25 protein-coding genes, 1 tRNA gene and 2 pseudogenes are annotated in these 25,295 nt (G+C 44.9%); 9 read left to right on the forward strand and 19 right to left on the reverse strand.

Annotated features, from left to right (window positions below; genetic code table 11):
* Positions 1-69: 69 nt before the first annotated feature.
* A complete protein-coding gene (locus MKY16_RS15130) occupies positions 70-2,013 on the forward strand; it encodes a serine hydrolase domain-containing protein (RefSeq protein ID WP_340955910.1) in 1,944 nt (647 codons plus the stop codon).
* A 177-nt stretch (positions 2,014-2,190) separates the two neighbouring features.
* Here the strand turns inward: MKY16_RS15130 and MKY16_RS15135 are convergent, their stop codons facing one another.
* Positions 2,191-2,457: a hypothetical protein gene (locus tag MKY16_RS15135; RefSeq protein WP_340955912.1), complete on the reverse strand. Its 267-nt coding sequence runs from the start codon at positions 2,455-2,457 to the stop codon at positions 2,191-2,193.
* 317 nt (positions 2,458-2,774) lie between these two features.
* Between MKY16_RS15135 and cysK the strand changes: the two genes are divergently transcribed.
* Positions 2,775-3,713, forward strand: a complete 939-nt coding sequence (cysK, locus tag MKY16_RS15140) for a cysteine synthase A (protein WP_029517693.1) — start codon at positions 2,775-2,777, stop codon at positions 3,711-3,713.
* Between the two features lie 457 nt (positions 3,714-4,170).
* On the opposite strand, the gene MKY16_RS15145 is transcribed toward cysK, so the two are convergent.
* Together MKY16_RS15145 and MKY16_RS15150 are read right to left on the reverse strand one after the other, a co-directional pair.
* Positions 4,171-4,506, reverse strand: coding sequence for a YolD-like family protein (locus MKY16_RS15145; protein ID WP_318627884.1), 336 nt, complete (start codon positions 4,504-4,506; stop codon positions 4,171-4,173).
* Positions 4,507-5,359: 853 nt separating this feature from the next.
* Positions 5,360-6,586: a serine hydrolase domain-containing protein gene (locus MKY16_RS15150; RefSeq protein WP_340955915.1), complete on the reverse strand. Its 1,227-nt coding sequence runs from the start codon at positions 6,584-6,586 to the stop codon at positions 5,360-5,362.
* Positions 6,587-6,885: 299 nt separating this feature from the next.
* Here MKY16_RS15150 and MKY16_RS15155 point away from each other — a divergent pair, with 299 nt between their 5' ends.
* A complete protein-coding gene (locus MKY16_RS15155) occupies positions 6,886-8,679 on the forward strand; it encodes a response regulator (RefSeq protein WP_241081055.1) in 1,794 nt (597 codons plus the stop codon).
* A 37-nt stretch (positions 8,680-8,716) separates the two neighbouring features.
* Here MKY16_RS15155 and MKY16_RS15160 read toward each other — a convergent pair.
* The 9 genes and pseudogenes from MKY16_RS15160 to MKY16_RS15200 form a co-directional block, all read right to left on the reverse strand.
* Positions 8,717-9,002: pseudogene (locus tag MKY16_RS15160) on the reverse strand (IS110 family transposase); the annotation flags it as partial.
* Between the two features lie 1,470 nt (positions 9,003-10,472).
* Positions 10,473-10,787, reverse strand: coding sequence for a hypothetical protein (locus MKY16_RS15165; RefSeq protein ID WP_029517699.1), 315 nt, complete (start codon positions 10,785-10,787; stop codon positions 10,473-10,475).
* A 21-nt stretch (positions 10,788-10,808) separates the two neighbouring features.
* A complete protein-coding gene (locus tag MKY16_RS15170) occupies positions 10,809-12,032 on the reverse strand; it encodes an MFS transporter (protein ID WP_340955922.1) in 1,224 nt (407 codons plus the stop codon).
* Positions 12,032-13,165, reverse strand: coding sequence for an MGDG synthase family glycosyltransferase (locus tag MKY16_RS15175; protein WP_340932616.1), 1,134 nt, complete (start codon positions 13,163-13,165; stop codon positions 12,032-12,034). Before MKY16_RS15175 ends, MKY16_RS15170 begins: the two co-directional genes overlap by 1 nt.
* Before the next feature lie 22 nt (positions 13,166-13,187).
* Positions 13,188-13,889: a polysaccharide deacetylase family protein gene (locus MKY16_RS15180; protein ID WP_340932617.1), complete on the reverse strand. Its 702-nt coding sequence runs from the start codon at positions 13,887-13,889 to the stop codon at positions 13,188-13,190.
* Positions 13,890-13,919: 30 nt separating this feature from the next.
* Positions 13,920-15,086 (reverse strand): MGDG synthase family glycosyltransferase, encoded by a 1,167-nt coding sequence (locus tag MKY16_RS15185; protein ID WP_241113309.1) that lies wholly within the window; start codon positions 15,084-15,086, stop codon positions 13,920-13,922.
* A 24-nt stretch (positions 15,087-15,110) separates the two neighbouring features.
* Positions 15,111-15,632: a phosphatase PAP2 family protein gene (locus MKY16_RS15190; RefSeq protein ID WP_029517704.1), complete on the reverse strand. Its 522-nt coding sequence runs from the start codon at positions 15,630-15,632 to the stop codon at positions 15,111-15,113.
* A complete protein-coding gene (locus MKY16_RS15195; protein ID WP_049816997.1) occupies positions 15,610-16,236 on the reverse strand; it encodes a YqaA family protein in 627 nt (208 codons plus the stop codon). The genes MKY16_RS15190 and MKY16_RS15195 overlap by 23 nt, the downstream gene beginning before the upstream one ends.
* Positions 16,237-16,437: 201 nt before the next feature.
* Positions 16,438-17,019: a YkoP family protein gene (locus tag MKY16_RS15200; RefSeq protein ID WP_049816996.1), complete on the reverse strand. Its 582-nt coding sequence runs from the start codon at positions 17,017-17,019 to the stop codon at positions 16,438-16,440.
* 918 nt (positions 17,020-17,937) lie between these two features.
* Between MKY16_RS15200 and MKY16_RS15205 the strand changes: the two are divergent.
* A pseudogene (locus MKY16_RS15205) lies at positions 17,938-18,267 on the forward strand (response regulator transcription factor); the annotation flags it as partial.
* Positions 18,268-18,966: 699 nt separating this feature from the next.
* A complete protein-coding gene (locus MKY16_RS15210) occupies positions 18,967-19,215 on the forward strand; it encodes a hypothetical protein (protein ID WP_340955924.1) in 249 nt (82 codons plus the stop codon).
* A 266-nt stretch (positions 19,216-19,481) separates the two neighbouring features.
* On the opposite strand, the gene MKY16_RS15215 is transcribed toward MKY16_RS15210, so the two are convergent.
* Positions 19,482-19,567, reverse strand: a tRNA-Leu gene (locus MKY16_RS15215).
* Between the two features lie 237 nt (positions 19,568-19,804).
* Between MKY16_RS15215 and MKY16_RS15220 the strand changes: the two genes are divergently transcribed.
* Both MKY16_RS15220 and MKY16_RS15225 read left to right on the forward strand, forming a co-directional pair.
* Positions 19,805-19,963, forward strand: a complete 159-nt coding sequence (locus tag MKY16_RS15220) for a hypothetical protein (protein ID WP_013311032.1) — start codon at positions 19,805-19,807, stop codon at positions 19,961-19,963.
* Positions 19,964-20,092: 129 nt separating this feature from the next.
* Entirely contained in the window at positions 20,093-20,281 is a 189-nt protein-coding gene (locus MKY16_RS15225) for a hypothetical protein (RefSeq protein WP_023989396.1), read from the forward strand.
* 75 nt (positions 20,282-20,356) lie between these two features.
* On the opposite strand, the gene MKY16_RS15230 is transcribed toward MKY16_RS15225, so the two are convergent.
* The 3 genes from MKY16_RS15230 to MKY16_RS15240 form a co-directional block, all read right to left on the reverse strand.
* Positions 20,357-20,509 (reverse strand): hypothetical protein, encoded by a 153-nt coding sequence (locus MKY16_RS15230; RefSeq protein WP_322251737.1) that lies wholly within the window; start codon positions 20,507-20,509, stop codon positions 20,357-20,359.
* Between the two features lie 95 nt (positions 20,510-20,604).
* Positions 20,605-20,931, reverse strand: a complete 327-nt coding sequence (locus tag MKY16_RS15235; RefSeq protein ID WP_023989398.1) for a YnfA family protein — start codon at positions 20,929-20,931, stop codon at positions 20,605-20,607.
* Positions 20,932-20,983: 52 nt separating this feature from the next.
* Complete coding sequence (locus MKY16_RS15240) at positions 20,984-21,166, reverse strand: hypothetical protein (RefSeq protein WP_029517708.1); 183 nt, start codon at positions 21,164-21,166, stop codon at positions 20,984-20,986.
* A 353-nt stretch (positions 21,167-21,519) separates the two neighbouring features.
* On the opposite strand from MKY16_RS15240, the gene MKY16_RS15245 reads away from it, so the two are divergent.
* Together MKY16_RS15245 and MKY16_RS15250 are read left to right on the forward strand one after the other, a co-directional pair.
* The gene (locus MKY16_RS15245; protein WP_340955925.1) at positions 21,520-21,798 is read left to right on the forward strand and encodes a hypothetical protein; all 279 of its coding nucleotides are present in this window, start codon (positions 21,520-21,522) and stop codon (positions 21,796-21,798) included.
* A gap of 31 nt (positions 21,799-21,829) precedes the next feature.
* Positions 21,830-22,861 carry a glycosyl hydrolase gene (locus MKY16_RS15250; RefSeq protein ID WP_029517710.1) on the forward strand — a complete coding sequence of 344 codons (1,032 nt, stop codon included), beginning with the start codon at positions 21,830-21,832 and terminating at the stop codon, positions 22,859-22,861.
* 72 nt (positions 22,862-22,933) lie between these two features.
* On the opposite strand, the gene MKY16_RS15255 is transcribed toward MKY16_RS15250, so the two are convergent.
* The 3 genes from MKY16_RS15255 to MKY16_RS15265 all read right to left on the reverse strand — a co-directional run bounded on the left by MKY16_RS15255 (position 22,934) and on the right by MKY16_RS15265 (position 25,121).
* Entirely contained in the window at positions 22,934-23,149 is a 216-nt protein-coding gene (locus MKY16_RS15255) for a hypothetical protein (protein WP_013311038.1), read from the reverse strand.
* 186 nt (positions 23,150-23,335) lie between these two features.
* On the reverse strand, positions 23,336-24,439 hold the full coding sequence (locus MKY16_RS15260; RefSeq protein ID WP_029517711.1) for a glycerol dehydrogenase: 1,104 nt from the start codon (positions 24,437-24,439) through the stop codon (positions 23,336-23,338).
* 133 nt (positions 24,440-24,572) lie between these two features.
* Positions 24,573-25,121, reverse strand: coding sequence for a GNAT family N-acetyltransferase (locus MKY16_RS15265; RefSeq protein ID WP_029517712.1), 549 nt, complete (start codon positions 25,119-25,121; stop codon positions 24,573-24,575).
* Between the last annotated feature and the right edge of the window lie 174 nt (positions 25,122-25,295).

Here is a 25,295-nt window from a genome sequence, read left to right on the forward strand (position 1 = left end):
CTACACTAAAAATGTTCCAAAAAACAGACTGCTCTTAAAGATTCAAGCGCAGCAAAAAGGAGACTTGATATGAAATTGAAAAAACGATTTGCCTCTTTGTTCCTGTTGGCATTGATGGCATTTATCCCGGTCCAGGCATATGCTTCTGGGTCCGTTCCAACCACTCCCTCTGGAATCCCGATTTCCGAAATCGAAAACAGAACAGATCAAATTATGAAAAAATATATAGGAACAGCGATTCCTGGTGCTGCGGTTTCCATAGTAAAGGACGGAAAAATTGTTTTTTCAAAAGGTTACGGATACGCAAACATCGAGAAACAAACACCCATGAGTACGGAAACAACCTATATGGAGGCCGGTTCCGTATCGAAATTGTTCACCTGGACGGCAGTAATGCAACTGGTTGAGCAAGGAAAGCTGGATTTGAATACGGACATCCGCACATACTTGCCTGACGGCTTTCTCAAGCCTTCTTTTGATAAGCCTATTACCCTGAAATCACTGATGAGCCACACGGCAGGTTTTGAGGAGCGCCTGGAAAAACTTTTGGTTCATGATCCTGCTGATCTTAGGCCTCTCAAGGAGCATGTCGCACCCGAAAATCAGCCTCAACAGATTTATGAGCCTGGAACAGTGATTGCTTATTCCAACTATGGGACCAACCTAGCCGGTTATATTATAGAACGTGTATCCGGAATGCCTTTTGAAACCTATATTCAGAAACATATATTTGAGCCTCTAGACATGAAACATTCTTACTTTACACAACGGTATGATCTTATTCCAGAGGTTATCGAACATAAAGCAACAGGCTACTTCAAGAAGGATGGAAACTGGGTGGCAAAGCCGAATGTTTTCTTTAATGATGTGCCGGCTGGTGCGTTAAACATTACTTCGGAGGACATGGCTCATTTTATGCTTGCTCATCTGAACATGGACCATTCCTTAAAATATTCGCTGTTCAACAAGAATGAAACCTTGCGAGAAATGCATGAGGCTTCGTATACCCACTATCCCGAGCTTCCGGGGAATGCCCATGGCTTTTGGGAACGGTTCGCGGGAGATTATCGTGTTATCGAGCACGGTGGAAATACAGATTCATTCTCCTCTCTGGTCTCTATCGTGCCGGATCAAAACTTTGGGATCAGTATTCTGACTAATGTGGAAAATGAAATGTCCGGGGCAAGAAGCGAACTCATTGACCTGTTTGTCGGGGGTTCCCACGCTACTCCGCAAGCGGACAGCACGTTGAAGCATAGCGCGGATGTGGAGGGAAAATACCGTTCTGCTCGCGCAGTATCATCTGGTATATTGAAGCTTATACCCGTATTATCCAATGCGGAAGAAGTGGTCACAGCCAACGGCAATGGCGGAATCACTCTGAGTATTCCATCCATGAATATTCATGTTGATTATGTAGAAACCAAACCCTATTTTTTTGAACGCGTGACTCCCGGGAGCACTCCTTATGATCACGCGGGCCTAAACATCAGCCGTCTTTTTTTCTTAACCAATGCCGATGGTAAAGTGACGCAGTTGTCATATGGAGTGATCGATGACCAATTGCCGATATCCTTCCTGCAAACATCCATCTTCAGTTATATTCTGGTCGGGGGATGCGGTATTTGGTTTGCGCTTGGGTCTATTTTCGGTATTATTGGATGGCTGCGGAAGCTCAAGGACGCAAGAAAGCAGAAGAGTGCTTCACGGCTTCCCTTGCCTGACAGTGTAACCTTAATACCGCTGCTGGGTCTGCTTGTGATCATCAATCTCATTGCTTCAAGCATCCAATTGATAGGCGACCCCTATCAGCCTATGTCCAATTTCAATTTCAATATTATCTTTTTCTGGGTACTTGGGCTTGCCTTTGTACCGGCTGCCTATCTTGCTGTAAGAAAATGTAACGTTTCGGAGACTACATTATTAAGAAAGGTATACACCGCGACGCTGATTCTTTCGTTTTTAGCTATTTCGTTTTTCCTGTATTCCTATAATTTCTATTTTTTCGCATAGATCTACTTAATTTTATCCTTTTTGTAGCATAGATAGCCTCCACGACATATTTCGAGTCGAAACATAGAAAAGGCCGTCAATAGACGGTCTTTTTTGTATTCTCTTCTCTATGAACACTCTTATTCATATTTCATAAACTACTAGTGTAGCAAATATGTCTACAGAAAGAGGGTTAATTCAAATGAAACCAAAGAAAAGTGGAAAAGACGTAGCCCCTGTCATATCCTCCCGCACTTTCTCAATCTCGGGAAATTCAAGAACTGTTTCCAGAGATTTAGTGTTCCGTGTTACAGCAGAGGATACCTTTGCCACAATTCTTTTAGATGATGTATCGATATCCTTATTAAGAACATAAATTACTTCGTATTGTAGGCATTTAGTCGTAAGCTCTCGCAAGAGCAACTTGATGGCGCGAATTGATACACCGTAAGCTTGCCAAAACAAAAACGCCTCCCCGTATGTTAACGGTGAGGCAGAAGGATTAATTCCTTACTGCTCTTTTTGCCTTCTACTAAATACAAATTCGTTATCCGCCGACCACTAGGTTAGCGGGTAAAAGGATACACTGTATACATTCTTAATGACTCTCAGGTTCTGAATAAGCTTGGACTACTTTTTTATGAGTAGTACCTTAGGTTTAAACTGTTCCATCCGTTCCCGCTCCTCACTATGAATTAACAGAACATGGTTATGAAGAAAAATTCGTGATAATATCTATGTCATAGTAAGTAGATATGAATTAATTGTTTGGAGGGATAATTTTGACTAAAATTCACCAAAAGTTGACTGAATTAATTGGAAATACTCCTTTGCTAGCACTGTTGAACTACAGCCAAATCCAAAATATTGAGGCAAACGTGGTAGCTAAGTTGGAATATTTCAATCCGGCTGGTAGCGTTAAGGACCGCATTGGATATGCTATGATTAAAGACGCTGAGGAGAAAGGCTTAATCAATAAAGACTCCGTTATTATCGAACCAACAAGTGGAAATACTGGAATCGGACTTGCATTTGCAGCTGCGGCTCTTGGATATAAACTTATAATTACACTTCCTGAAACGTTTAGTATCGAACGTCGCAAGCTTTTGACTGCGTTCGGTGCTGAGCTTGTGTTAACACCGGGATCCGAGGGGATGAAAGGCGCTATCAAGCGTGCTGAACTATTGGCTGCCGAAACACCAAACTCTTTCATACCACAGCAGTTTAGCAATCCTGCCAATCCAGAAATCCACCGCAAAACTACAGCTGTAGAAATCTGGCATGATACGGATGGCGGTGTAGATATTTTTATTGCGGGCGTAGGTACAGGTGGGACTATTTCGGGCGTTGGCCAGGGATTGAAGGAACGAAAACCTTCTGTAAAAGTGATAGCCGTCGAACCGTTCGATTCACCAGTGCTGTCTGGCGGTACTCCAGGTTCACATCAACTACAAGGACTCGGTGCTGGTTTCATTCCAAATAACTTTAATGAAGAATATGTGGATGAGGTTTTCAAAGTTAAAAACGAAGATGCATTTGAAACTGCACGCCTGCTTGCCAAAACAGAAGGGCTGCTTGTTGGTATTTCTTCTGGGGCTGCGGTTTATGCAGCAACACAAATTGCAAAGCTTCCAGAAAACAAAGGCAAGACGATCGTGGTCATATTACCTGATACAGGTGAGCGTTATTTGTCCACTCCGCTTTTCTCAGACGTAGAATAATAACAAAAGAGGCAGGAATCCAGCTGCCTCTTTTGTTAATTTTCCAAGTACACAAGCAAGAGCGCATAGAATTGTTTCATTAACCTGAATTGATTTCTTTCTTCGCTATCGGTCCATTTTTTGCACAACAAATGGACCGTTAGTGAAGAAAAAGTTACCTTGGTCCAGCGCGATGTTGTTGGAGCTCATCAGGATTTTCTGTAAAAGTAGGCTTCCCCATAGTAGTCTTGTACCAATCTGTATGCCTCTTTCTTTAACTTGATGCGGGTGTAGCGCATCGTCATCAGGAAGTCTTCGATTGCGATATGAGAATTCTGTTTTTTAATTAATCAGCTAAAACACCAGCGTCAAATGCTCCTAGAAAGACTCCGACTGAATTATCGTAAGTAAGGCGGTTGAAAACAGTTCTTGTTTGTTGGATAACGTCAGTAGAATATTTACTCCCCTTAGATTTTTGCTAGATACTTGCTGAAAATATATCCTCCAACTTGATCCAACTAAAATCATCCTCGCCACGAAACAGTTTCACTTCCCTGCGAGCAGTATTTATAGACGTGATTACACCTGTGAGTTCTTCGTCACCGAACGGGCTAAAAACCACTAGTGTTATAGGTTGACGTGTGTTGTAGGACTCTATAAGCGCTTGCTCGATCAACTGGACTTCCTGATCGTCAAGTTCCGGCTTGCCTCTCCGCTGACGGTCTTTCATGAGTTTTAAGTATGCTTCCTTGTGTTCTGGTATGATAATCCTGCTGCTTTCCCATAAGCCGTTACCTTCTAATTTTTTCGACATGTATGTAGCCTCCTGATGTATTATGTAGAAATTATATTCCGAACATACGTTCTAGACAAGGCTTTTTGTATACCGCATCCAAAACTTTTGTCCTAGAAAAATATTCCTAGGTCTGATAGACTAGACGAAAATACAAAATCAGAGGGATAAAATGAAAATTTTGGAGCATTAAAATTGGCTAACCACCGCATATTCACCTGGTTAGATCAAGTTTTGAATAATGATTAAGTTTCTTTCCCTCAAATTCATCTCCTATATTGTTCCATACGATTGTATCGACATTATTCTATGCATCTTTCGAATTGTCATACCGCTAGTCTCCATAAAATAAGTTTTAGACGGACTTTGAAATTGGAACAGTGACAACCAGTACGAGAAAATAATGTCCTAGACTGTCGCTGTTCCATTGAACTAACGTATCCCGTTAGCGGAATAACATATACGAAATTCTGATATTTTTGTACAATAGTCTTAATGTTTGATTTTCCTTGAAGTCTTTTTTAAATAGAAATTGTAGTCTGGTGCAATGTGTAGGTTAGTAATATTACGTTGTCTATACCTACTATGTATTTCTAAAAATTTATATATCTTCCTATTCTATATATCGAATTTGCGTCTAACCTATTTTACCGATTTTGGCGGTAAACCATCTGTTGGCGGGAGTGGTAAAGAAGTCGATAGTAGAGCTTGACCGACCGAATATAAAATACGCCGTCGTTATGCCCCTCGTGAATCTTATCTATCGTTTTATTCTGAATGCGGACATTTGTGCCTCGATTGCATGAAACGACGGTTAATCACAGCAGAAACCGACATCCGCCCTCAAATAAAGGACGCGATGTCGGCTTTAAACTTAACGGCCAAACTCCTTATTAATTATTTTATTGTGAGCAGGCTCCACTTCCGGAGCTACCGAGTTGATGCACGTTACCAAAATATGCTGCCCGCCTAGAGATCCGAAGGCTCTCGATTCAAATCCGAAAGTACCGCCAGCATGCCCCCAGTATGATTGCCCGTCAGCTGTTTTTATTTCATAAATCCCTAGTCCAACTTTACCTATAGGTGAATCTACTGTCGTGAGCATCTGGTCCATCATCTCTTGATTTAGAAGCTTTCCGCCCAACAGCGCACTGAAGAAGGTGGTCAAACCTTTGGTTGTTGAGACTATGTCTCCGGCTGCATTTGCCCATGATTGATTCATCTCTGTTAAATCATACAAATGACCCGATCTGTCCATATTATATCCTGTGGCATGCTTACCTGGAATATCGTGACTATTTTCCATTACAAATGTCCCTGTCATCCCGAGCGGTTCGATCAACCGTTTCCTGATCTGCTCCGCATACGTCTCTCCTGTTACCTTCTGAATAATTTGACCGGCTAGTATAGTATTCATGTTCGAATAGTTCCAGCCCTTCCCTGGCGCATATACAGGCGGCTTTGCTAGTCCCATGCTGATAAGCTCGTCGGACGAATAGTAACGGAATGGATTTTGAGGCAAGGTAATATCTCGAAAATCAAGATCAGTATAGCTCGCAAGCCCGCTTGTATGGTTCAATAACTGACGAATCGTAATTTTGTTGCCGTCATACCCATTACCCTTTATGACCCCCGGCAGCCATTTTTCGACCGAATCATCCAGGTTCAATTTTTTCTCCTGAGCCAACTGCAATACAACGGTAGCAGTGAATGTCTTCGTGATGCTTCCAATACGGAATGAAAAATCCGGCTCCACCGGGCGTGGTACTTCGAAACTGGCTGTACCCGTAGCGTAGGACCAGCGTTCCCCATCCTGTAGCCCGCCTGCCACGACACTTGGAACTCTTTTGTTGGTAACTACTTGATCCATGACGCGTTTGACTTCTTCCCGATGCTTTCTTTTCTTTTCTTTCTCGTTGAGTTCTTTTTTGGTTTTTTTTGCGAATTCCGACGATAAAATATTGTCGGTATTGGCAGCTTTATTGATAGCTTGATAAGTTGCCGTCTGACCCTCTGCGTGGACAGTTCCATAGGCCACTGTACCCGCCAATATAGCTATTAAAGTAAGTGCAACTCCTTTTCGAATGGTGAATGATTTCATAACGCATCGCTCCTATTATTTTGAATGTTGTTCTGCTTTACCCCCTCACCTTACCTCTGATATTGTTAAATCGAACAGTGATAAAACCGTCTAGCTTTTGATGACATCGTACTTGGACTTGTCACATATACCGCATGACAAACTATCAACTGTCTTATATGACGTGCTTGCTAAGCTACGTTCTAACCGCCGTTACCCCACCCTCTTTCGCTTGACGGATCGGGAAGTTATATTGCATGATAGGTCTGAATCATTCGGAATTTGATTTGCAAAAAAATATAAGAAGGTGTGCGTAATTCGTGTTCTCGATAATGAAAAAAAGGGTCTGGTATGATTGGATACTTGTGGCCATACGAACGCTTTGGCTGGTCATTATCGCAAGCGCTGGTTTTGTCGATCCGTCATTAACCGTTGTGTCGCTTTGGGTTGTACTTTCTCTCGCTTTCGTCGTTTATCTCGTTCCATTAATCATCCTCTATAGGAAAGAAGACTGGTATCTCACAATCGAAGTCACGGTAACGGGCTTTTTTTATCTTTATTTAGCTTACGCAGCCCCGGGATTGCTTTGGTCTTTTGTTTTACTCGTGATTACTATCGGCTTGACGAGCAGTCGAAGAAACTATGTGTGGACAGGTATCCTTAGCGGAATCGTATTCCCGGTATTGAACGGTTGGATTGCTGATCGTCTCCCGTATGAGTTTATCGTTAGCTGCAGCCTTGGTTTTGCCATCGGCTTCGCGTTTAATATTTTAATTCAGTCCCATAAGCAAGCCCGAATTATTCAAGAGCAAAAGCTGTTGCTGGAGCAGCATATTAAGCGGATTGAGGAACTTACGCTGATGGAGGAGCGCAGCCGGCTGTCACATGAGCTGAATGACACGATTGGCCATACGCTTACCTCGCTCATCGTCGGCGTCGAATCACTGCGATCGTCCGTACCAGATGCGCAAATAGAGAGGATCAATTCGCTTGTCGGAATCGCCCAACACAGTCTGGTTGATATCCGAAAGCATCTGCATCAGCTCTCTCATACTCCGTTGAACCATTCGTTAAGTGAATCGCTGCGGCAATTAACTGAAGATTTTATGAAGTCAACAGGTATAACGGTCAAATTCCGTGTGATCGGCAGTGAGACTCTTGTTATGCAAAAAATAAACAATTGTTTATATCGTTGCCTTCAAGAGTCTCTAACCAACGTAGTTCGGCACGGCAAGGCGAGCATGATATCCGTTCAGTTACATTTCAATAGTCAGCAGCTTCGATTACAGATCGAAGATAACGGCATCGGAATGGAAGAAATCCAATTTGGATCTGGGCTCAATGGAATGAAGGAACGACTTGAACTATTTCACGGCACGGTGTCCGTGCATTCCGAGTCAGGACAAGGAACTTTCGTCATATGTGATATTCCGTTGCAGACAGAGCCTGTACATGATGCAATCCGCCTGCTGATCGTTGATGACCAGGTGATCATTACCGACAGCTTGAAGCAAATTTTGGATCAGCATGCTGATTTTAACGTCGTTGGTACAGCCAGGGACGGGCGCGAAGCATTAGAACATTGTGATCGCTCCCAACCAGATATCGTGCTAATGGATATTCGTATGCAAGGAATGGGCGGGATTGAAGCTTTAGTTGAGATGAAACAACGATGGCCTGATATGAAGGTTGTATTCATGACAACGTTTAAGGATTCCTCGCAGGCAGCAACTGCATTGGAGCGCGGGGCAGAAGGCTACATGCTGAAGTCGATTCATCCGCGGGAGATGAAGGAAGCCTTGAAACTTATTTATAATGGAGGAACCTGGATTGACCAATCGGTCGCTACGCGAGTCTTCGAAGAGATGAAGCGTCAACGTGAGCAGTTGGAGAAAATCGGTTCAAGTCAGGGAAACTACCCGTACGGGCTTACGAAACGCGAGATGGAGATTCTGGAGCAACTGTCGAGCGGTCTGCGCTACAAATCGATTGCCGCCAAGCTATTTTTATCGGAGGGAACGATCCGCAATTACTGCTCGATTCTCTACTCGAAACTCGGCGTCAACAACCGTGAAGAAGCATTAGAAATGGCGCGAATGAAGAATATCGTGTAGCTGGAGAACTTCCCGATGGTACTCACGATATAGGGGTCACGTGCTGTTCTTTCACAAAATGGGCCAGGTTCAACCAGTAGTGGTCGGTTGTTTCCATGCCAACGATGACGTCCTGGAACCCTTGCTCCGTAGCAATCTTTCTGAACCAGCTAACGAACAATTCAAAGCCTTCACGGTCGCTCTCAAACGTAATAGCCTTCCCGAACTCGACTCCGCGGTAGTCTTGTGCCCGGGCGACATGTTTGAATTTAGCGATGTCTACACCGATAATTAAGGTAGAAGAAGTGATTTGATTTAATATGTTCATTTTGAGTAGAATTCATCTTGTAGTCTCCTTGGTTTGTTTTTGGATCCAGTCGCTGGCCAGCATCGTGGACCCATTTACATCATACCAAGGAGTCTTTTTCATTCTGAAACCTCTTATTTCAACTTACCTCATATAAAAACTAAACCTACTTCATTATCAATATAGGGGACAAACTTGATAAATAGTGATTACTTTCTCCGTTGCAACGGCATTTTAAATTGACTGATTATTTATGTATTAGAAAGTTTATCAAGAGTTGGGTAGCAGCAACTTCCTCGTGTAAATCTTCGTTTGTAAAATGAAAATGCTGGCTGTACTGAACCACGACTTGTTCTAAACCAAACCTTTTAGCAGCCAATAAATCGTATATCCATCACGAACATACCACCTGGAATAATGAAATGAAACGACAATAGGCATGAAGTGGCCGTGCAAGTCATGTTATCGGTCGCTCGTTTTATTTTATCAAATGATGGTGTTGAGAAGTAAGAGGGAACATGAATGTCATGCACAGGAAGTATAATTTCGATGGTTTTTTTTGTATGCTTTTGAAATTAATAGTCTACTTTGAAAAGAAAATTGTCATCAATGATATTTCTTTCTATTTCATCGTTATTCCTGCATAACTCCCTTTGCTTTTTTGCACCTGCCTCACCTTATACGGTAGAGCCTGATAATCTCTTGCTTTTTATTTCTGCTTTCCCCTATGTTTATACTTAGTAGTACCGCTGTTTGTACCCAAAGCGTGATATCGATTCATAATACCCAGCCTGATTCAGCGTCCCAATACGATCCACAGCCGGAAAACCTTCGGTCACTGGGAGCTGGATACGGTCGTTTCCAGCCGAGGATAGAGTAAGCTTGCGTCGACACATCGTGGTGGCAAAAACACGTTTTTACCAAGTGATTATATGACGATCGCACGGCATTATCGATAAAGATCGCGTTTGGCTTATTGGCGGCTCAGTATCCGATGTCTGCGATTCGGAGCGCGACCGTGGGGAAAGAATTCGCCTGTCACAGAGAGTTGGAACGACTGTACGGCGTGGGTGTCTATTTCGCCGACCCGTACTCATCCTGGCAACGAGACTCCAACGAGAATGCCAAGTCTTGAGCGTGAATTTATCTCAAAGGGGCATAACTTCGCTCTGGTGACAGATGCTGATCTGGAGCAGGCTCTCGCCCTGATTAACAACCGGCCCCGAAAAACTTAAGATGGAAGTCCTCTCACGAATCGTTACAGGAGGAACTGTTGTACTTGTCTTGACAATCCGTCTATTAAAAAAGGTGAAAGAAAACCATCATTTCACTGGTATTCTTTCACCTTTTACGGTTTAAGGCTTTTTCAGTAGCTTATATAATGACTCTACTTATTCAAACTGTAAATTTCCATCAGTTATTATAAATCCAAATGTTTTATTTAAGGCTTGTAACTCACTCCCATGAACTTCCGTTATTTTGATTATCTTATTGTTATCATCTCTAATCACTTTGAAATCGGATTTCCTTTAGCATCATAGTAAAAGTTATTTGATCTACCTTCATTTTTTATATCCTTATCAACAAACAATCTGACTTGCTTGTCATTGAAGAGAAATCTGTCCTCTTTCTTATCATAAGTTAGACCATAGGCAATGTAATCCTTTAAAGAATCGTAATTAAAATCGGCACCTTCACCAGCTTCTTGTACTGAGGTAGATGAACTGAGGCTTGTATCGTGATGATTTTCGATGGCTTGGATTTCAGGTGTACTCGGCGGAATGGGGAGCGCGATGAAGTCCAGCGGCAAGCCGATGAGCAAGACCAGGTATCCATACTCGGTTCAACTAACCCGATCAGGTCCATGAGCGTTCTCCCTCTTGTGCTGCAAAGTCCCGCCAGCCGAGACAAGCTTGTTTTGCGGCAAAATCAAATAAAAAAGTGCAAGAACCGCCAGTAAAGCAGTGCTGATGCTAATGGCAGCGGCATTCGTATACTGGCTGGCTATCCCTCCCCCGATGACCGGGCCAATCATAATACCGAGCCCTTCAATCCCGGAGAGTACTCCCCACCCGGTCCCCTTCTGATCCTCCGGAACAAGGTACGACAGCACCGCATTCCAGGCCGGAAGCACGGCTGAGTAAGACAATCCCAGCATAAAGGCAAACAGCATCGTTAATGCAGGCGGCGGCATGGATACGACTAACAGAGCCAATACGACCGTAAGCGATACGAAACCGGCGAACAGCATTTGCTTGTGCCCCCATCGATCGGCCAGCTTTCCCATCGGGACAAGAAACAGCATCGCGCCGGCCCCGCCTAATATGAGCATTAGCGAATATTGCGGCTGGCTCAGACCGAGTTGGTCAGCGGCAAAACCGGGCAGTATCGGCAGCAGCAGTCCCGCGGCGGTCATCTGCAGGACCATGCCTGGCAGCAGCCATTTCAGCTGAACGAGCCTTCTTCGCAGTCCTGCCGCTTGTTCGGCAAAGCTGACATTCTGGAGATGCAAGGGGGTTGTTCTGTTAATCCCGAACGATGCGATGCAGCCGACGGCGAGCAGCGCAACCATCAGCCGGAAGGCAGGTTCGAAGCCATAATCGAAGGTGAGATTGATTGTGACCGGCCCCAGACCGATGCAGGCCAACCACACGGTGTATATCGCTCCCATCTGGGCCGCCCGCTCCGTAAGTCGGACTTTCTCCAGACAAATGAGCCATATAGGCGACGCCCCCATCCCAAGCATCACGGAACCGGCAACAAGCCCCCAGGCATACGGACTAAAGAACACGGCGGCTAGTCCGGACAGCATCAGGACGAAAGTGGCGGGCAGCAGCCAGCGCAGCGAAAACCTGTCCAGCAAATATCCAGCCACACATTTAATCAGCGTATCGGCTGTATAATGAAGCGAGACGGCAAGACCGACCAAAGCAACGGTTTGCCCCGACTCGTTGACGGCAAAGTTCGGCAGGAACGAGAACAAGAAAGCGCTTCGGACAAACTCTGTGCAAAAAAGCACCGTGAACAGCGTCAGAGTAGAAAGCTTGAACGCGCTCCTCCCGCTCATCATATTTCACTCCTTCTTAAGGGACTTGCCTCAGGAAACAAATGCCGGACAATATGGTCCGCAGCCGCTTTCTGCCTTGCTGCGAGCAGCCCGTTCATCATCGACTGCTTGATCTGCTCAGAGGAGATCATCGCTTGTATCTGCAACACCAGATCATGAATCGTAAAGGCCACGACTGCCGCTCCTTTGCGCTGCAAATACAGGGCATTTTCCTTCTCCTGCCCCAGAAACGGATTTAGGATGAAAATTGGAACCCCGGCCTGAATCGTCTCGGATAGTGTAACGCCTCCCGCTTTCGTGACTACGCAGCAGGCGCTGCTCATCAGAACATGCAATTGATCGGTGAAGCCGAATACATCCACACTTGCATCATCCGCCCAGCTCTCCGCAAGCCTCCGTCTCCATCCTTCCTGCCGGCCGCAAATCACTTGAATGCGGACGCCTGACAAGAGCAGCAGCTTCCCGATGAGCCTCGATAGCGAATGCAATGTGCCGCAGACGTTAGCCATAAGCAGAATCACATGCTCATCTGCTTCTTTAACGGAGCCGGGACCACTCATTGCCGCATCATGAAATGACTCTCTGACCGGAATTCCGGTCACGGTAATACGACTCTCGGGGACGCCCTGCCTGACCATGGCCTCTTTCACGTCGCTGGCAGGGACAAAATAATGATCCGGCTTGGCGAACAGCCATCTTCGGTGAACGTCAAAGTCCGTTATGACAACAGCAGTCCGGGGACGGATCGCAGATAATGCCACGCTGCTTGGCAAGCTGCCGAACGGGAATGTATAAATGATGACTTCCGGCTGGTACTGGAGGATGATTTTCTTGAGCCTGTCGCCGCCAAGACTGTTCATCCAGGCTGCGATCTTTCCCTTCATGGGAAGCTGGTTGGTCAGATGGTAGGTCCATCCGTAATAGGGAATGCCCAGGCTGGCTGCATACAGGCTTTGCCGGTACAGATAGCGGATTATTTTGTTCAGCACAGGATAGGCTTCCCGGAACAAGTCGACAACCGCCACCTGGCAATAACCATTGCGGATCAAGCTTTGCTGCAACACCTTGGACACCTGATGATGACCTTCTCCGTAATCGGCCGTTAAAATTAAAATTTGCGGTTCCTGTCCCACTATTGTCACCTCATTTCCTTTGTCAAGCCATTTCATCCAGACGAACGAATTGCAAGTTGCGTCCCTGTAATTGATGCAGTACTTCCTCCAGAGCCCGAAGCATAAAATATGGCGCGTGACGGTCCGCTCCCGGCGAATCTCCGCTGTCATGCAGCAAAATAACAGATCCGTCCGTAATTCCGTTCAGCAGCGTTGCCTTCAGTTTCTTGCGGCAGCTTCTGCTGCGCCAGTCCCCCGCCTTCAAGGACCAGAGTACAATGCGGTACGATTTGGGATGAAAGAAATCGAAAGCGTTCATGAGCCCCCACGGCGGACGATAGTGATCCGGCCTTTTTCCAATTATGGATTCAATAATATCTGCGGTCCGTTTCATATGATCACGCCGCACCGTCCAGGGAAGCATCAGCCAATTGGAGATGTGATTGTAATTGTGGATTCCAATCTGATGACCTTCACGATCCATTCTTCTGATCAGATCCGGGTGCAGCTCCGCCTGCGAGCCAAGCACGAAGAATGTGGCCTTCACTTGATAATCCCGCAATAAATCCAATAATTCCGGTGTATACCTCGGATGCGGCCCATCGTCGAACGTGAACGCTACCTGGTTCTTGGTCGTTCCCTTACGAAAGGCTCCAAATTTGATCATTCTTGGCAGAAAACTAGGAATTATCATATACAGACTGATGAAGCCTATGAGCCCAATCAACAAATATTTAACAAGCAACGTCTTTATCCCCCTTAGTGAAAATTAAGCTTAAGCATACTGCTGCAAGGAGCAAACCCATTTTTCTTCCTGTGTATCGCTCTGCATGCTCAGAATTTGCATGACCGCATGTCTGGCGGAATCCTGCTGTCTGCACAGCCCTGCCTTCTCCCTCATTTCTTCCAATAGGGAAGGCTGTTGAACCAGCCGCTGAAGCTGATCCTGCAAATTGTCAATCTGACATAGATATGCTACTCCCGCTTGAATCAAATAATCGGCATTATCCTTTTCCTGCCCCAGCCGTGGCTCCAGCAGCAGCATGGGAAGCTGAAGCGCCAGCGCTTCGGAGGTCGTCAGTCCGCCCGGCTTGGTAATCAATACGTCTGCGGACGCCATCCATTCATGGATTCCCTCCATGAAGCCTGTCAGTATGACGTTATCCCTGTCTCCCAACGCTTCACGCAGGCGGTACAGCAACTTCACATTGCGTCCGCATACGATGACAAATTGCACGTTAGGGGGAAAAGAGTCAGATTGCATTTGCTCGATGAAGGATTTATCGATAATCCCGCAGCCGCCACCCATCACCAGCACGACAAAGGCGTCAAGAGCCAAGGCCAGCTTCTCGCGCAGCCGGTCTTTATTGTCATGCTGACTGTAGGATGGGCGAACAGGGATGCCCGTTACAGCGATTTTGTGGTCAGCAACGCCTTTTCTCTGCAGAGCTGCACGCACGCCTTCGGAGCCAACCAGATACAGATCCGTAGACGGATGTATCCAATAGCTGTGATCGGAATGGTCGGTAATGACCGTTGCCGCAGGCAGATCCGTCATTCCTTTTTCCTTAAGCAAGGAAATGGCGGCTGATGCCAGCGGGAACGTGCTGACAATCAACGTCGGCTGTTCCTCATTCAGAAGCTTGAGCAGCCGCTGCAGGCTGGTCGTGAGAAAATGCTTCAGGAAGAAAGTAAGTGTACTGTCCGTCCGGGTCTTCTGATACATATATCCGTATGAGGAAGGAAAATGCTTCACCCATTGCAGGAAGCAATACCGTTCAACCACATGCATGCGGGGATGGATCCATTGCATGAAGTCGATCACCTCTACTCCCTGTTTGTACAGCACCGATGCCTCTAAAATCGCCTTGGCCGCCTGCATATGTCCATCCCCGAGCGCGCCGGACAGAATCAGCAGCTTTTCCCGTTTCATGCTATTCATCAACAATCGCCTCCCTCGTGAAATTTAACTATGCATGAACAAAACAACCAGCACCGCCGTTAGGAATCCGACCATCCCACCAGCCACACAATCGATCGGATAGTGATAACCCCAATAAACCCGGGATATGGCCACCAACAAGGCCAGACCAATCAAGACAAGCATAATTGCCGGCGATGAGGCCAACATAAAAGGTGTAACCAGGGCGAAAATAGCGGTAGTATGGCCGGATGGGAAGGAATAATCCTTCAACGGGAATTTGCCTACCTTCACCTGCTCCAGCTTGCGGAAAGGCCGGTCTCTGCGCACCTTTCTCTTGATCAGGACAGCAATGATATGGCTAACGGCCAGTGAGATCAAGCTTTGCAGCCCGATTCTGCTGAACTCCCCCTCGGCGAACCATGCCAAGGACACTGCGCAAATGATGGTAAACAAAGCTCCGCCCAAATGGGTAATCCATCCGAACAATCGGTCCATTGCCCGACTGCTCAGCCGCTGGTTGCACCAGAAGAACATCGTTTGATCAATTCGCCTTATCCACTGCATCCTGTTTTCCGCCTCCATTCCCTGTTTTTTCGATCGGTTGATGTTCATCCCTTATCTTCCTCCGCTCGCACAGCTTCCGTATCAAGAACCATATTGCCGCAATCGCAACACCAATGCCCACCAGCGTAATCGTGAGAACTTGGTTCACCATATTCTCTGCCGCACGGCCATATATATAGAAGAGAAAACCGACTACATAAAACTTCACCGCCCGGCCAATGGCCGCATAGCTGAGCAGCTTCCACAATGGATAATTCATGCATCCAGATAAAATCGTAAATATTTTAAATGGGATCGGAGTGAACGATCCGATCAGGATTGCAGCCTCGCCGCGGCGGGCAAATAAGTCGCTTGCCGAATCCAGCCATTTTTTCTTCATTACACCACCCATAACATGCTTTCCCGACACCTTGCCGATCCCATAACCGATCGGTGTCCCAAGCAGACTTCCTGCAAAGCCAACCGTAGCGAGCCATAAAGCCGACTCCGGTTGCACCGCGCTTAAAGAAAGCTGCAGGAAGAACGCCGGGATGGGGAAAATAATCGCATCGAGCATAGCGTGAATGAAAAGTCCCGTCGCTCCAAAGTTCTGTAAAAATTCCATAATTTTATCCATGAATGCCTATCCCGCCTTTGTTACAGAGCATGATGAAAAATAGGTTGCCTCCGGGCGGTATGGGTTTCCAATCGCTGTGTTTCCAACTCCATACCGCCCTCCAGGAACTTACTCACCACGCTCTTAGTTTCTTTTTTTTAATTAATTGGAGCTTGATTTGGTTAGACATAACTCCTTTGAAACGGACCGTCACTTCACCGTCATAAATCGGTTCCTCAGCGAGCTGCGGGAGTGAATCAGCATCATCGGTATCAATTTTTCGGTCTTGCGGCCAATCCGCTTCTTGCCTTCAGGGTGCATGACGGATAACAATAATCGGAGATAAGCCGTTGTAATGCGTTGGAACAGATCGGACTTCATCGGTTGTTGTTCGAAACCAAGACCATGTATCAAACCACGATGAAGCAGCGTAACGCCGACTAACGCCTTCACCTCTCTGAACTCCGGCTGACTTGCGAATGCCTCGCTGATCTGCTGCATGGATTTCCGTGTAAGCCGGGCCGTCATGAGCGCCGCGCGGTCTGAGTCTTCGGATTTGATCAGCGTCAGAATCGTTTCATTATTGAGATGGAGTTCCCCGACCAGATCGCCTTTATTGATGATCGTGGAGTCCGCACAGACGATACTCTCCCCTCGGTGTTTCTTAATCATGACTTTGCAAATTCCAAAGTGCGATGTATGCGAGCCGCGAAAGCGTGAAATCCAATCGAACCCTCTTTCCCACACCATCCAGGCCGCCTGCATTGAAGATTTGCGTAAACGAAGCAACATTGATCCAATCATCCCTCATTCTTATTTTAATCGACAAATTTTATTGAAATTGTCCAACTGAAATAATATTCCTATGTGAATTCCTTATTTTTGTTACTTTTATGATAGAGGATTTAACCAAAAAAGCATCCGGGCTGAGGTACTGGATGGTGGCCCGTCTTGAGGGGGGCCTTCACTCAATTTGATGCACATCGCTGATCGCTCAAGTTTAATCTGATATATAAGTGCGACCAAAAATAATTTCGTTACATGCTAGTTGAGATTCATTTGCACTCCTAACAATCCAATCAGGTAATACTGATAAGATGGCTTCTCCTTCTGAAAAGTCCGGATGACCCGAATCACATCGGTACGATGCTGATCGGAAACCTTCAATTAAAGCAGTGTGCAGCGCGTGCCGGGAAAATGACGGAAAGTCCCCTCATAGACATCTTCTTCAACAAACCCTGCAACCTAAGGATTCGTCGCCCTCTTACGGCCGAAGCTAAACAATTCATTCAGTTCTGCGTACCACCTGTAAGAAATGTACAGCTGAATAAGAACGTGAGTTCAAATCCCTGAAGTAGCGAATCGTTAAAGAGTAGCGTTAGGAATCCGTCTCCAATATAGCTATTATAGTAAGTGCAACTCCTTTTCGAATGGTGAATGATTTCATAACGCAATCGCTCCTATTATTTTAGAATCTTGTTCTGCTTTACCCCCTCATCTTACCTCCGATACTGTTAAATCGAACAGTGATAAAACCGCCAAGCTTTTGATGACATTGACTTGGACCTGTCACATATACCGCATGACAAACTGTCAACTGTCTTATATGACGTGCTTGCTAAACTACTTTCTAACCGCAGTTACCCCACCCTCTGTCGCTTGACGGATCGGGAAGTTATATTGCATGATAGTCTGAATCATTCGGAAATTGAGATGAAGGAAGCCTTGAAACTTATTTATAATGGAGGAATCTGGATCGACCAATCGGTCGCTACGCGAGTTTTCGAAGAGATGAAGCGTCAACGTGAGCAGTTGGAGAAAATCGGTTCAAGTCAGGGAAACTACCCGTACGGGCTTACGAAACGCGAGATGGAGATTCTGGAGCATCTGTTGAGCGGACTGCGCTACAAATCGATCGCCGCCAAGCTATTTTTATCGGAGGGAACGATCCGCAATTACTGCTCGATTCTCTACTCAAAACTCGGCGTCAACAACCGCGAAGAAGCAATAGAAATGGCGCGAATGAAGAATATCGTGTAGCTGGAGAATTTCCCGATGGTACTCACGATATAGGGGGCACCTCACGAAACGGAAAAAATCGTACGCTAAGCAATGCGTTGCAGAAAAAACCGGACCCTTACAGGGGAATCCGGTTCTCGTCATAGCAGCAAGTGAAGTTGAACTATCGTGTCCCGTTACTTTAACGATGTAATCGAACTGAAGCTAAATGCATTAGATCCAAATATCATTGACTGCTGTTAATTCTGACTCAGTCTCGCCAGTGTTTACTACGCCCCTGGGCTCTACTAACATGATATGATACTCCTGGTTAGCGAAAGTTTTGTGTTCGACACCCTTGGTACAATAAACAACATCTTGGGAAATCTTTACTTGGCTATCGCGGAAATCAATGAACATCTCTTCTTCGAGCACGATAAACACCTGGTTGGTATCTTGATGAGGAGACCAATGTATTGATCTTAGATAATTTCTCATTCAGACTATTACTTTATTTTTCAGTCTAGAACTTTAGACACCTACAATAAAGACCGCAAAGGCTTAAGCCCTTACGGTCTAATTTACTTCTGGCATCCTGAGTCCATTTTCACTTTTCTTGTTTCGTTTCGTCCCCCGTCCATAGTCGTTGGTGACAAAATCCAGTATTCGGTTGACAGCACCAAAAATGGCCAGGCGGACATTACAGTTACCAAGAATGAAGCATCTAACGATTATGTAGATATGCCACAATGGTACATGGAGGAACTGGCCGTCCATGTTAAAAGCATGCGGAAATTAAGGTTTGAGACAAAGGCAAATGGGACATGGAAAGGCGGGGATCGTAACTTTGTTTTTCATTCAGGTACAGGGAAACCCTATTACCATACAACGCCGTCCCAGCAGTGGAAAAACTGGTGTGAGCGGCACAGCTTCCGTAATGTATCACTTCATGATCTCCGCCATACAAATGCAACGTATTTGCTTGGCTAGGGAGCATCTATCAAGGAGATTCAACATCGATACGACATTCCACATCTCAGGTGTCTTCAGATACCTATGCTCACATCACCAAGAAGCTTAGTCGTAAAACAACAGCACACCTAGATGTCTTCGATCCAAAAGTTCGTCCCCAATCCGTCCCCAGGAGCGAAAAAGGCGCTCACTCCCTGTGATCCTGTGATATGGAAGCGAGGATTTCAATCACTAAAAAATAAAAAACCCCTTGATAATCAAGGGATCCAAAAGAAAAACGATAGTGCCGAGGACCGGGATCGAACCGGTACGGTAGTCACCTACCGCAGGATTTTAAGTCCTGTGCGTCTGCCAATTCCGCCACCCCGGCATAATCTTAGGAACGTTACTCTTTACACTTACTTGTCTTACAAGTATCTGAGAAACACAGAAGTGTTCTCGCTATGTAAATGTCGTTCAACCGGGCACCAACATATAATACGATAATTTCATCGGATTGTAAAGTGTTTTTTTAAAAAAAATAATAAAATTTTCTTTTTGTATAACTTATGCACATTTGAATTACACTAATAAACGTCTTTCCAAACTACCAGAAGGGGTGTTACGAATGCGTGAAGGTATGATTCCAGCTGTTCTTGGAACGGTAGTATCGGCTTCAGGCGCTGTGTTGCTGAGCAGTAAGTACAAACTTGCAGCTACAGGCATTCTCGGTTTCGGACTGGCTCATGTTGTTCTGGGAGCGATTGATCTGATTGAGCATCGCTAGTTGTTTGGGAAGTGCCGGGCGGGATTTACTCCCCCCGGTTTTATTTTTATCAACGTTTAGTCTGGAGTACAAACGTTTATGTAAAGTATAGAAGCTGAATGTACCTAATAAAAGGAGCTGTGATGTGCTATGAGAGATAATAACTCTGAAAAGAATCGTACTGACGATCAAATTGAACATAAACAATCCCTGGACAAGCGCGAGCCAGGATTTAATCGCATTCCTGACACCGATGCAGATACACCTGCTGCTACTGATATGATCGATGAAGCCATAGGTCGCGGGATAGACAAGTTACGTAACGATTTCACAAAATAAAGCATGGGTAATAGGACATAGGTTTAAAGTAGCCCTTAATGCATTTGTTTTGATATGTAAAGCGATTTCGTAAAATCACTTAAAGATCAGCATGATCCAGCCAATGATCGAGATCCACAGCACGATGCTGATTAAGAGTCCACACATGATACCAAAAGAGAAATTACCTTCATTCTTTGGCATGGTACTGCCAAATTTCAATTTAAGCTTCATTTGATTCCAGTTCATAGAACCCCCTCCTTAAGTTCTATTTCGGAATATGAAGCTTGTTTTTGTAGACCTATAGTCATGTTTTTAAAAATAAAAAAGGGTTTTTCGTCCTATCACCCTGATCGCGGAAACAGGATTACAGCTATACCGACCAAACAAATCAATCCACCAATGAAATCGTACAAGTCGGGTGTCTTTTTATCAATCCACCAGCCCCATGCAATGGAAAGAACAATAAAGACACCACCATATGCTGCATATACACGCCCAAAGGAGGAAAATACCTGAAAGGTAGCAATAATTCCATACACAGCTAAAATTACTCCGCCGCAAAGTCCGACATACCATGTCTTCCCTTCCCGCAGCCACTGCCAAATCAAATATCCTCCTCCAATTTCAGCGATGCCAGCCAATATAAAAAGTAAAGCTGCCTTTAGCACCATTTCACATCCCTAATTCTTCAAATTCTTTTTGATTTTTTTGGATATCTCATTAGAGCACTCGACCTAAAATGATAATCAATGCAATCACACCAACCAGAATCAGCAGGTTGCTGACCTGACGCCATAAGCTGGGCACTCCCTCGGAGTGAAGCTTCCGCTGATTGGCATCAAAGTTCGCTTTTGCTCCTTCAGCATCTGCCGATCTAGAGAATGGTCTGTTTTCTTCATTCATAAGAGTACCTCCTTTTCAATCCACTTTAATCATACCAAACTTTTCCGTCGATTTCGCGTTGCTTTTATGTATATACTTACCACATATTTCTGATTGCATCTTCATATATGTGAAGTGTACCCCCTTATGTCAATATTTCGCTGAATATAAAGTCTGATGTCGAATCAAGGTAGAGTAGGTATTTAGACGTCTTTCATTGCAGGACGGTAGTTATGGTATAATTTAGTCAACTTGTTCAAGATCGTAACCAGTGCTCAATTGTTTACTCAACTTGCAATTAAATTCACATCCAAGAATCCACATTCCGTTTACAACCTGCATATTCTGTTTGTAAACCCAGGAGGAGGATACCGATGTCCCCAATCTTTTTAGCAAGTTTAATGATAATGGGTATATTTTTATTTCAGGCAGCCATCGTTTTCGGCATCATACATTGGATTTCGAAACGCACTCAACGTCCAGCACAAACCAAAATGTATCTCACAATGAGTTTGCTCGTTGTAATTTTAGGCTTCCTTGTATGGGACAACTGGATACACTCACAGGAATTCAATGGATGGGCCATGATTAGTCTGCTGGTGATTATTATTGGTGCCTATATACAGCTTAGAAAGCAAAAAGAAAAATACTAATCCCATTACCATGCATCAAAGGAGGAGCGCCATGAAATCTCACTCAACACGCTTTTGGTTACAGAGGGTGCTACTGCTAATGCTTGTTTTACTCTTCAGCGGCTCTCAGCAATCGTTCATTGTTGCCGATGCCGCCCCGCCAATTAATGTTCAGGCCTCTGCCAAAGCCAAGCAATTACTTGCCTACCTATCTAATGTACCGGATGGTATGCTAATTTCCGGGCAGCATGATTACTTAGAGGCACCGGATGAACAAAATAACAAGCTACAACAAATCAGCGGACAATACGCAGGGCTTCACGGCTATGAGTTTGGAGGATTAGCCAATCAGTCTCTTACGGCCCTACGAGAGCAACGTCAGCATGTTGTGAATAGTGCTATCCAATGGAGTCGGGGCGGCGGAATCGTAGCTGTTACCTTCCATCAGGCGCTACCGGGCAAACCCAAAACGTGGAAAAACGTACAAGCAAAAATTACTCAAGCTGAATTTAATCGTTACATCACGCCAGGTACCCCGCAATATAAACAACTGATCGCCGATCTGGATGAGGTGGCTCTGTCCCTTAAGACCTTACGAGACGCGGATGTACCTGTTTTATGGAGGCCCTATCATGAAATGAACGGCAACTGGTTTTGGTGGGGAGACAAGCAAAATTACGCCAAGTTGTGGAATTTAATGTATGATCGATTTACTCATGTCCATCATCTGGATAACCTGTTGTGGGTGTGGAGTCCCAATGCCCCAAACGCATATAGCACTCCTTATGATCTTTCCTTCCCAGGTATTAACCGGGTAGATATTCTTGCAGCTGATATCTATAACAATGATTACAAATCCTCTTACTACACCGAATTACTAAAGCTTGCGCAGGGCAAGCCTATGGGAATCGGAGAAAGTAATATTCTGCCGAGTGCGAAGGTGCTGCAGAACCAGCCAGCCTGGGCCTATGCCATGACATGGGGTAAGGAACTGTCGGCAACCAATTCACAAGCAGCAATCAGACATTTTATGAACCAAAATAATATCATTACACGAGACCTTCTTCATGAATCTCTGGACTGAAAGAAAAAAGCTTTCACTTCGCTCTAGAAGCAAAGTGAAAGCTTTTTTATACCAAAATCCAAATAAAGTTCTCTAACTATTCCTGATAACCTCTTCTAGATCAATATCGGCATATGCCTCTTCTCCAAGATGTACGGATACAATGGTGTAGATCCGCTTGGACAGTCTAGACATCAGCCGATCACCCGGTGCTACAGAGTATTCTTCCCGATAATCTCCAATTTTGTGAAAACCGCTGGACATATGGATGTACAAGTTGCCCCTACGTGTTTTACCATGCACCAACATCAAATCTCCTCCTGCTGTGTAACCAACCTAATCTCCCTGTTACATGTATATCGGTCAGAACAAGATAGGATATAAGTCCCTGGTATCCTTCTTTCGTTTCTCATGTAGTGCACGTACACGAAACGGGTCTGCCAGTGATGTGACAGACCCGTTTTTGCAAACCCATTTTCGTGATTTAGGAAGAAACTATTCTTGATAGGATTCTGCTATTGCATTCGCTGCAATGATTGCATTGTACACGTCAGCAGGACTAACCGGGAACGGCATGTTGACCATTGTATCATTCGATGCACAAGCAGCTTCAGCCACTTGGCGCCATTCAGCCTCAACAAATTCCTCTACACCCAAGTCACGAAGTGTCAATGGAAGACCTACATCCTTAACCAGTTTAATCACGGTTTCCAGTTCTTCTTTCGGTGCATTTTCCAGCACTAGCTGGGTTAACAAACCAAATGTGACTTTCTCACCATGCTGTGCTTTATGAAGCGAAGGAACAGCCGTCATACCATTATGAATGGCGTGTGCTGCTGCCAATCCACCTGATTCTGCACCAACACCGCTCAGATAAATGGTAGCTTCAATCGTATCCTCCACCGCACGAGTATATACTTTACGATCCACAGCACGTTTGGCCTTCACAGCATTTTCCAGCAACGTATCATAACAAAGACGAGCAAGTCCCAGCCCTGTAGTGGAAGGCTTATTCAGAACCAGGTTATCCCCGTTGGCCTGATAGCAAGCACGAGCTTCAAAATAAGTGGCCAGTGCATCACCGATTCCAGCTGCAAAGAAACGTGCAGGCGCTGCTGCCAGAATGCCTGTATCCGCCAGTACAACGTCTGGATTAGTAGGCAGGAACAGATATTCATCAAAAGAGCCATCTTTTTTGTATATAACCGCAAGCGCGGTACAAGGAGCATCTGTAGAAGCAATCGTTGGGAAAATAACAACAGGCAGCTTTTCATAATAAGCCGTTGCCTTAGCGGTATCCAATGTTTTTCCCCCGCCAATGCCTATGATAATGTTCGAACCATGTTTACGCACCAATTCGCGGTTACGATCAATCTCTTCTTTTGTACATTCATATTGGAATTTCTCGAAGACCACTTGGTTACCAGCTGCTTCAATTGAAGCGCCTGCCTCCTTTTGGGCCCTTTCAAGTATGAACTCATCGCAGATAACAAAGGCTTTATCGCCATAATCCTTAATATAGTCATTTAACGACGAGAGCAGATTTTGTCCAGAAATAAATTTCTTGGGTGAAGTGATGGATCTTACAACGTTTGCCATGTAAATTCCTCCTCAGCTTTGACTCATACTCAAATTAATAACCATTTGGGCATGTGACCCCTTAACTATAAACCTCTTTTCACATTATTAAAAGGCTTATTATGGAATATTTTATGAACAAATTGTGTATCTATTATACTTGAACAGTCGAGCTCCATTCAGAATACAGGATACCCATCATGATACGATCATAACTGTTGCCATCACGAAGAACAGCGGAACGAACTCTACCCTCAAGCTGGAACCCCGCCTTCTCATAAGTTCGGATCGCTTGTGTATTGTACTCAATCACATCCAAGCCGACCCGATTTAAATTGAGCTCATAAAACGCATACCGAAGAATGAGACCTACAGCTTCTGCCCCAAAGCCCTTGCCACGGTACTCCGTATTACCTATACCTATTGCCAGTTGTCCGCTGCGATTATTCCACTCAATCCCGTGGATAGCAACAAATCCGATCAGGACATCATCTGCCAATGTTCTTAATCGAAAATAGACCTCGTTAGATCTGGGAGATCCTTCTGACTCCATCTGTTTCAACGTGTAAGGAAGCGCTAAATCCGTATCTACATTTCGCAGATACTTCGCATCCTCACCCCATTTGAACATCACTTCGGCATCTTCTTCCCTGACTGCGGCCAGCTTTATTCGTTCTCCATAAAATAAATTTTCGATCTTAATGACCCTTCAGCTCCTATTATGAAATGTGTGCTATGTTTTCTGTCATAATTATCATGCTATCCGATGTCCGCAATATAAGCTCTCCCTTATGAATTCAATGTTTAAATTTTACAAAATAATCAAACATAACACAACCAAATCATTACAATTGTCATTGTGTGATACACAAAAAGA

The sequence above is a fragment of the Paenibacillus sp. FSL L8-0641 genome (genome assembly GCF_038006265.1).
Lineage (GTDB): Bacteria > Bacillota > Bacilli > Paenibacillales > Paenibacillaceae > Paenibacillus > Paenibacillus polymyxa_D.

Coding starts and splice junctions, on each gene's coding strand:
- MKY16_RS15130 (WP_340955910.1), top strand. CDS start 70: ATGAAATTGAAAAAACGATTTGCCTCTTTGTTCCTGTTGGCATTGATG.
- MKY16_RS15145 (WP_318627884.1), bottom strand. CDS start 4,506: ATGTCGAAAAAATTAGAAGGTAACGGCTTATGGGAAAGCAGCAGGATT.
- MKY16_RS15150 (WP_340955915.1), bottom strand. CDS start 6,586: ATGAAATCATTCACCATTCGAAAAGGAGTTGCACTTACTTTAATAGCT.
- MKY16_RS15170 (WP_340955922.1), bottom strand. CDS start 12,032: ATGAGCGGGAGGAGCGCGTTCAAGCTTTCTACTCTGACGCTGTTCACG.
- MKY16_RS15185 (WP_241113309.1), bottom strand. CDS start 15,086: ATGAATAGCATGAAACGGGAAAAGCTGCTGATTCTGTCCGGCGCGCTC.
- MKY16_RS15190 (WP_029517704.1), bottom strand. CDS start 15,632: ATGCAGTGGATAAGGCGAATTGATCAAACGATGTTCTTCTGGTGCAAC.
- MKY16_RS15195 (WP_049816997.1), bottom strand. CDS start 16,236: ATGGAATTTTTACAGAACTTTGGAGCGACGGGACTTTTCATTCACGCT.
- MKY16_RS15200 (WP_049816996.1), bottom strand. CDS start 17,019: ATGTTGCTTCGTTTACGCAAATCTTCAATGCAGGCGGCCTGGATGGTG.
- MKY16_RS15210 (WP_340955924.1), top strand. CDS start 18,967: ATGCCACAATGGTACATGGAGGAACTGGCCGTCCATGTTAAAAGCATG.
- MKY16_RS15220 (WP_013311032.1), top strand. CDS start 19,805: ATGCGTGAAGGTATGATTCCAGCTGTTCTTGGAACGGTAGTATCGGCT.
- MKY16_RS15225 (WP_023989396.1), top strand. CDS start 20,093: ATGAGAGATAATAACTCTGAAAAGAATCGTACTGACGATCAAATTGAA.
- MKY16_RS15230 (WP_322251737.1), bottom strand. CDS start 20,509: ATGAACTGGAATCAAATGAAGCTTAAATTGAAATTTGGCAGTACCATG.
- MKY16_RS15240 (WP_029517708.1), bottom strand. CDS start 21,166: ATGAATGAAGAAAACAGACCATTCTCTAGATCGGCAGATGCTGAAGGA.
- MKY16_RS15245 (WP_340955925.1), top strand. CDS start 21,520: ATGTCCCCAATCTTTTTAGCAAGTTTAATGATAATGGGTATATTTTTA.
- MKY16_RS15250 (WP_029517710.1), top strand. CDS start 21,830: ATGAAATCTCACTCAACACGCTTTTGGTTACAGAGGGTGCTACTGCTA.
- MKY16_RS15255 (WP_013311038.1), bottom strand. CDS start 23,149: ATGTTGGTGCATGGTAAAACACGTAGGGGCAACTTGTACATCCATATG.
- MKY16_RS15260 (WP_029517711.1), bottom strand. CDS start 24,439: ATGGCAAACGTTGTAAGATCCATCACTTCACCCAAGAAATTTATTTCT.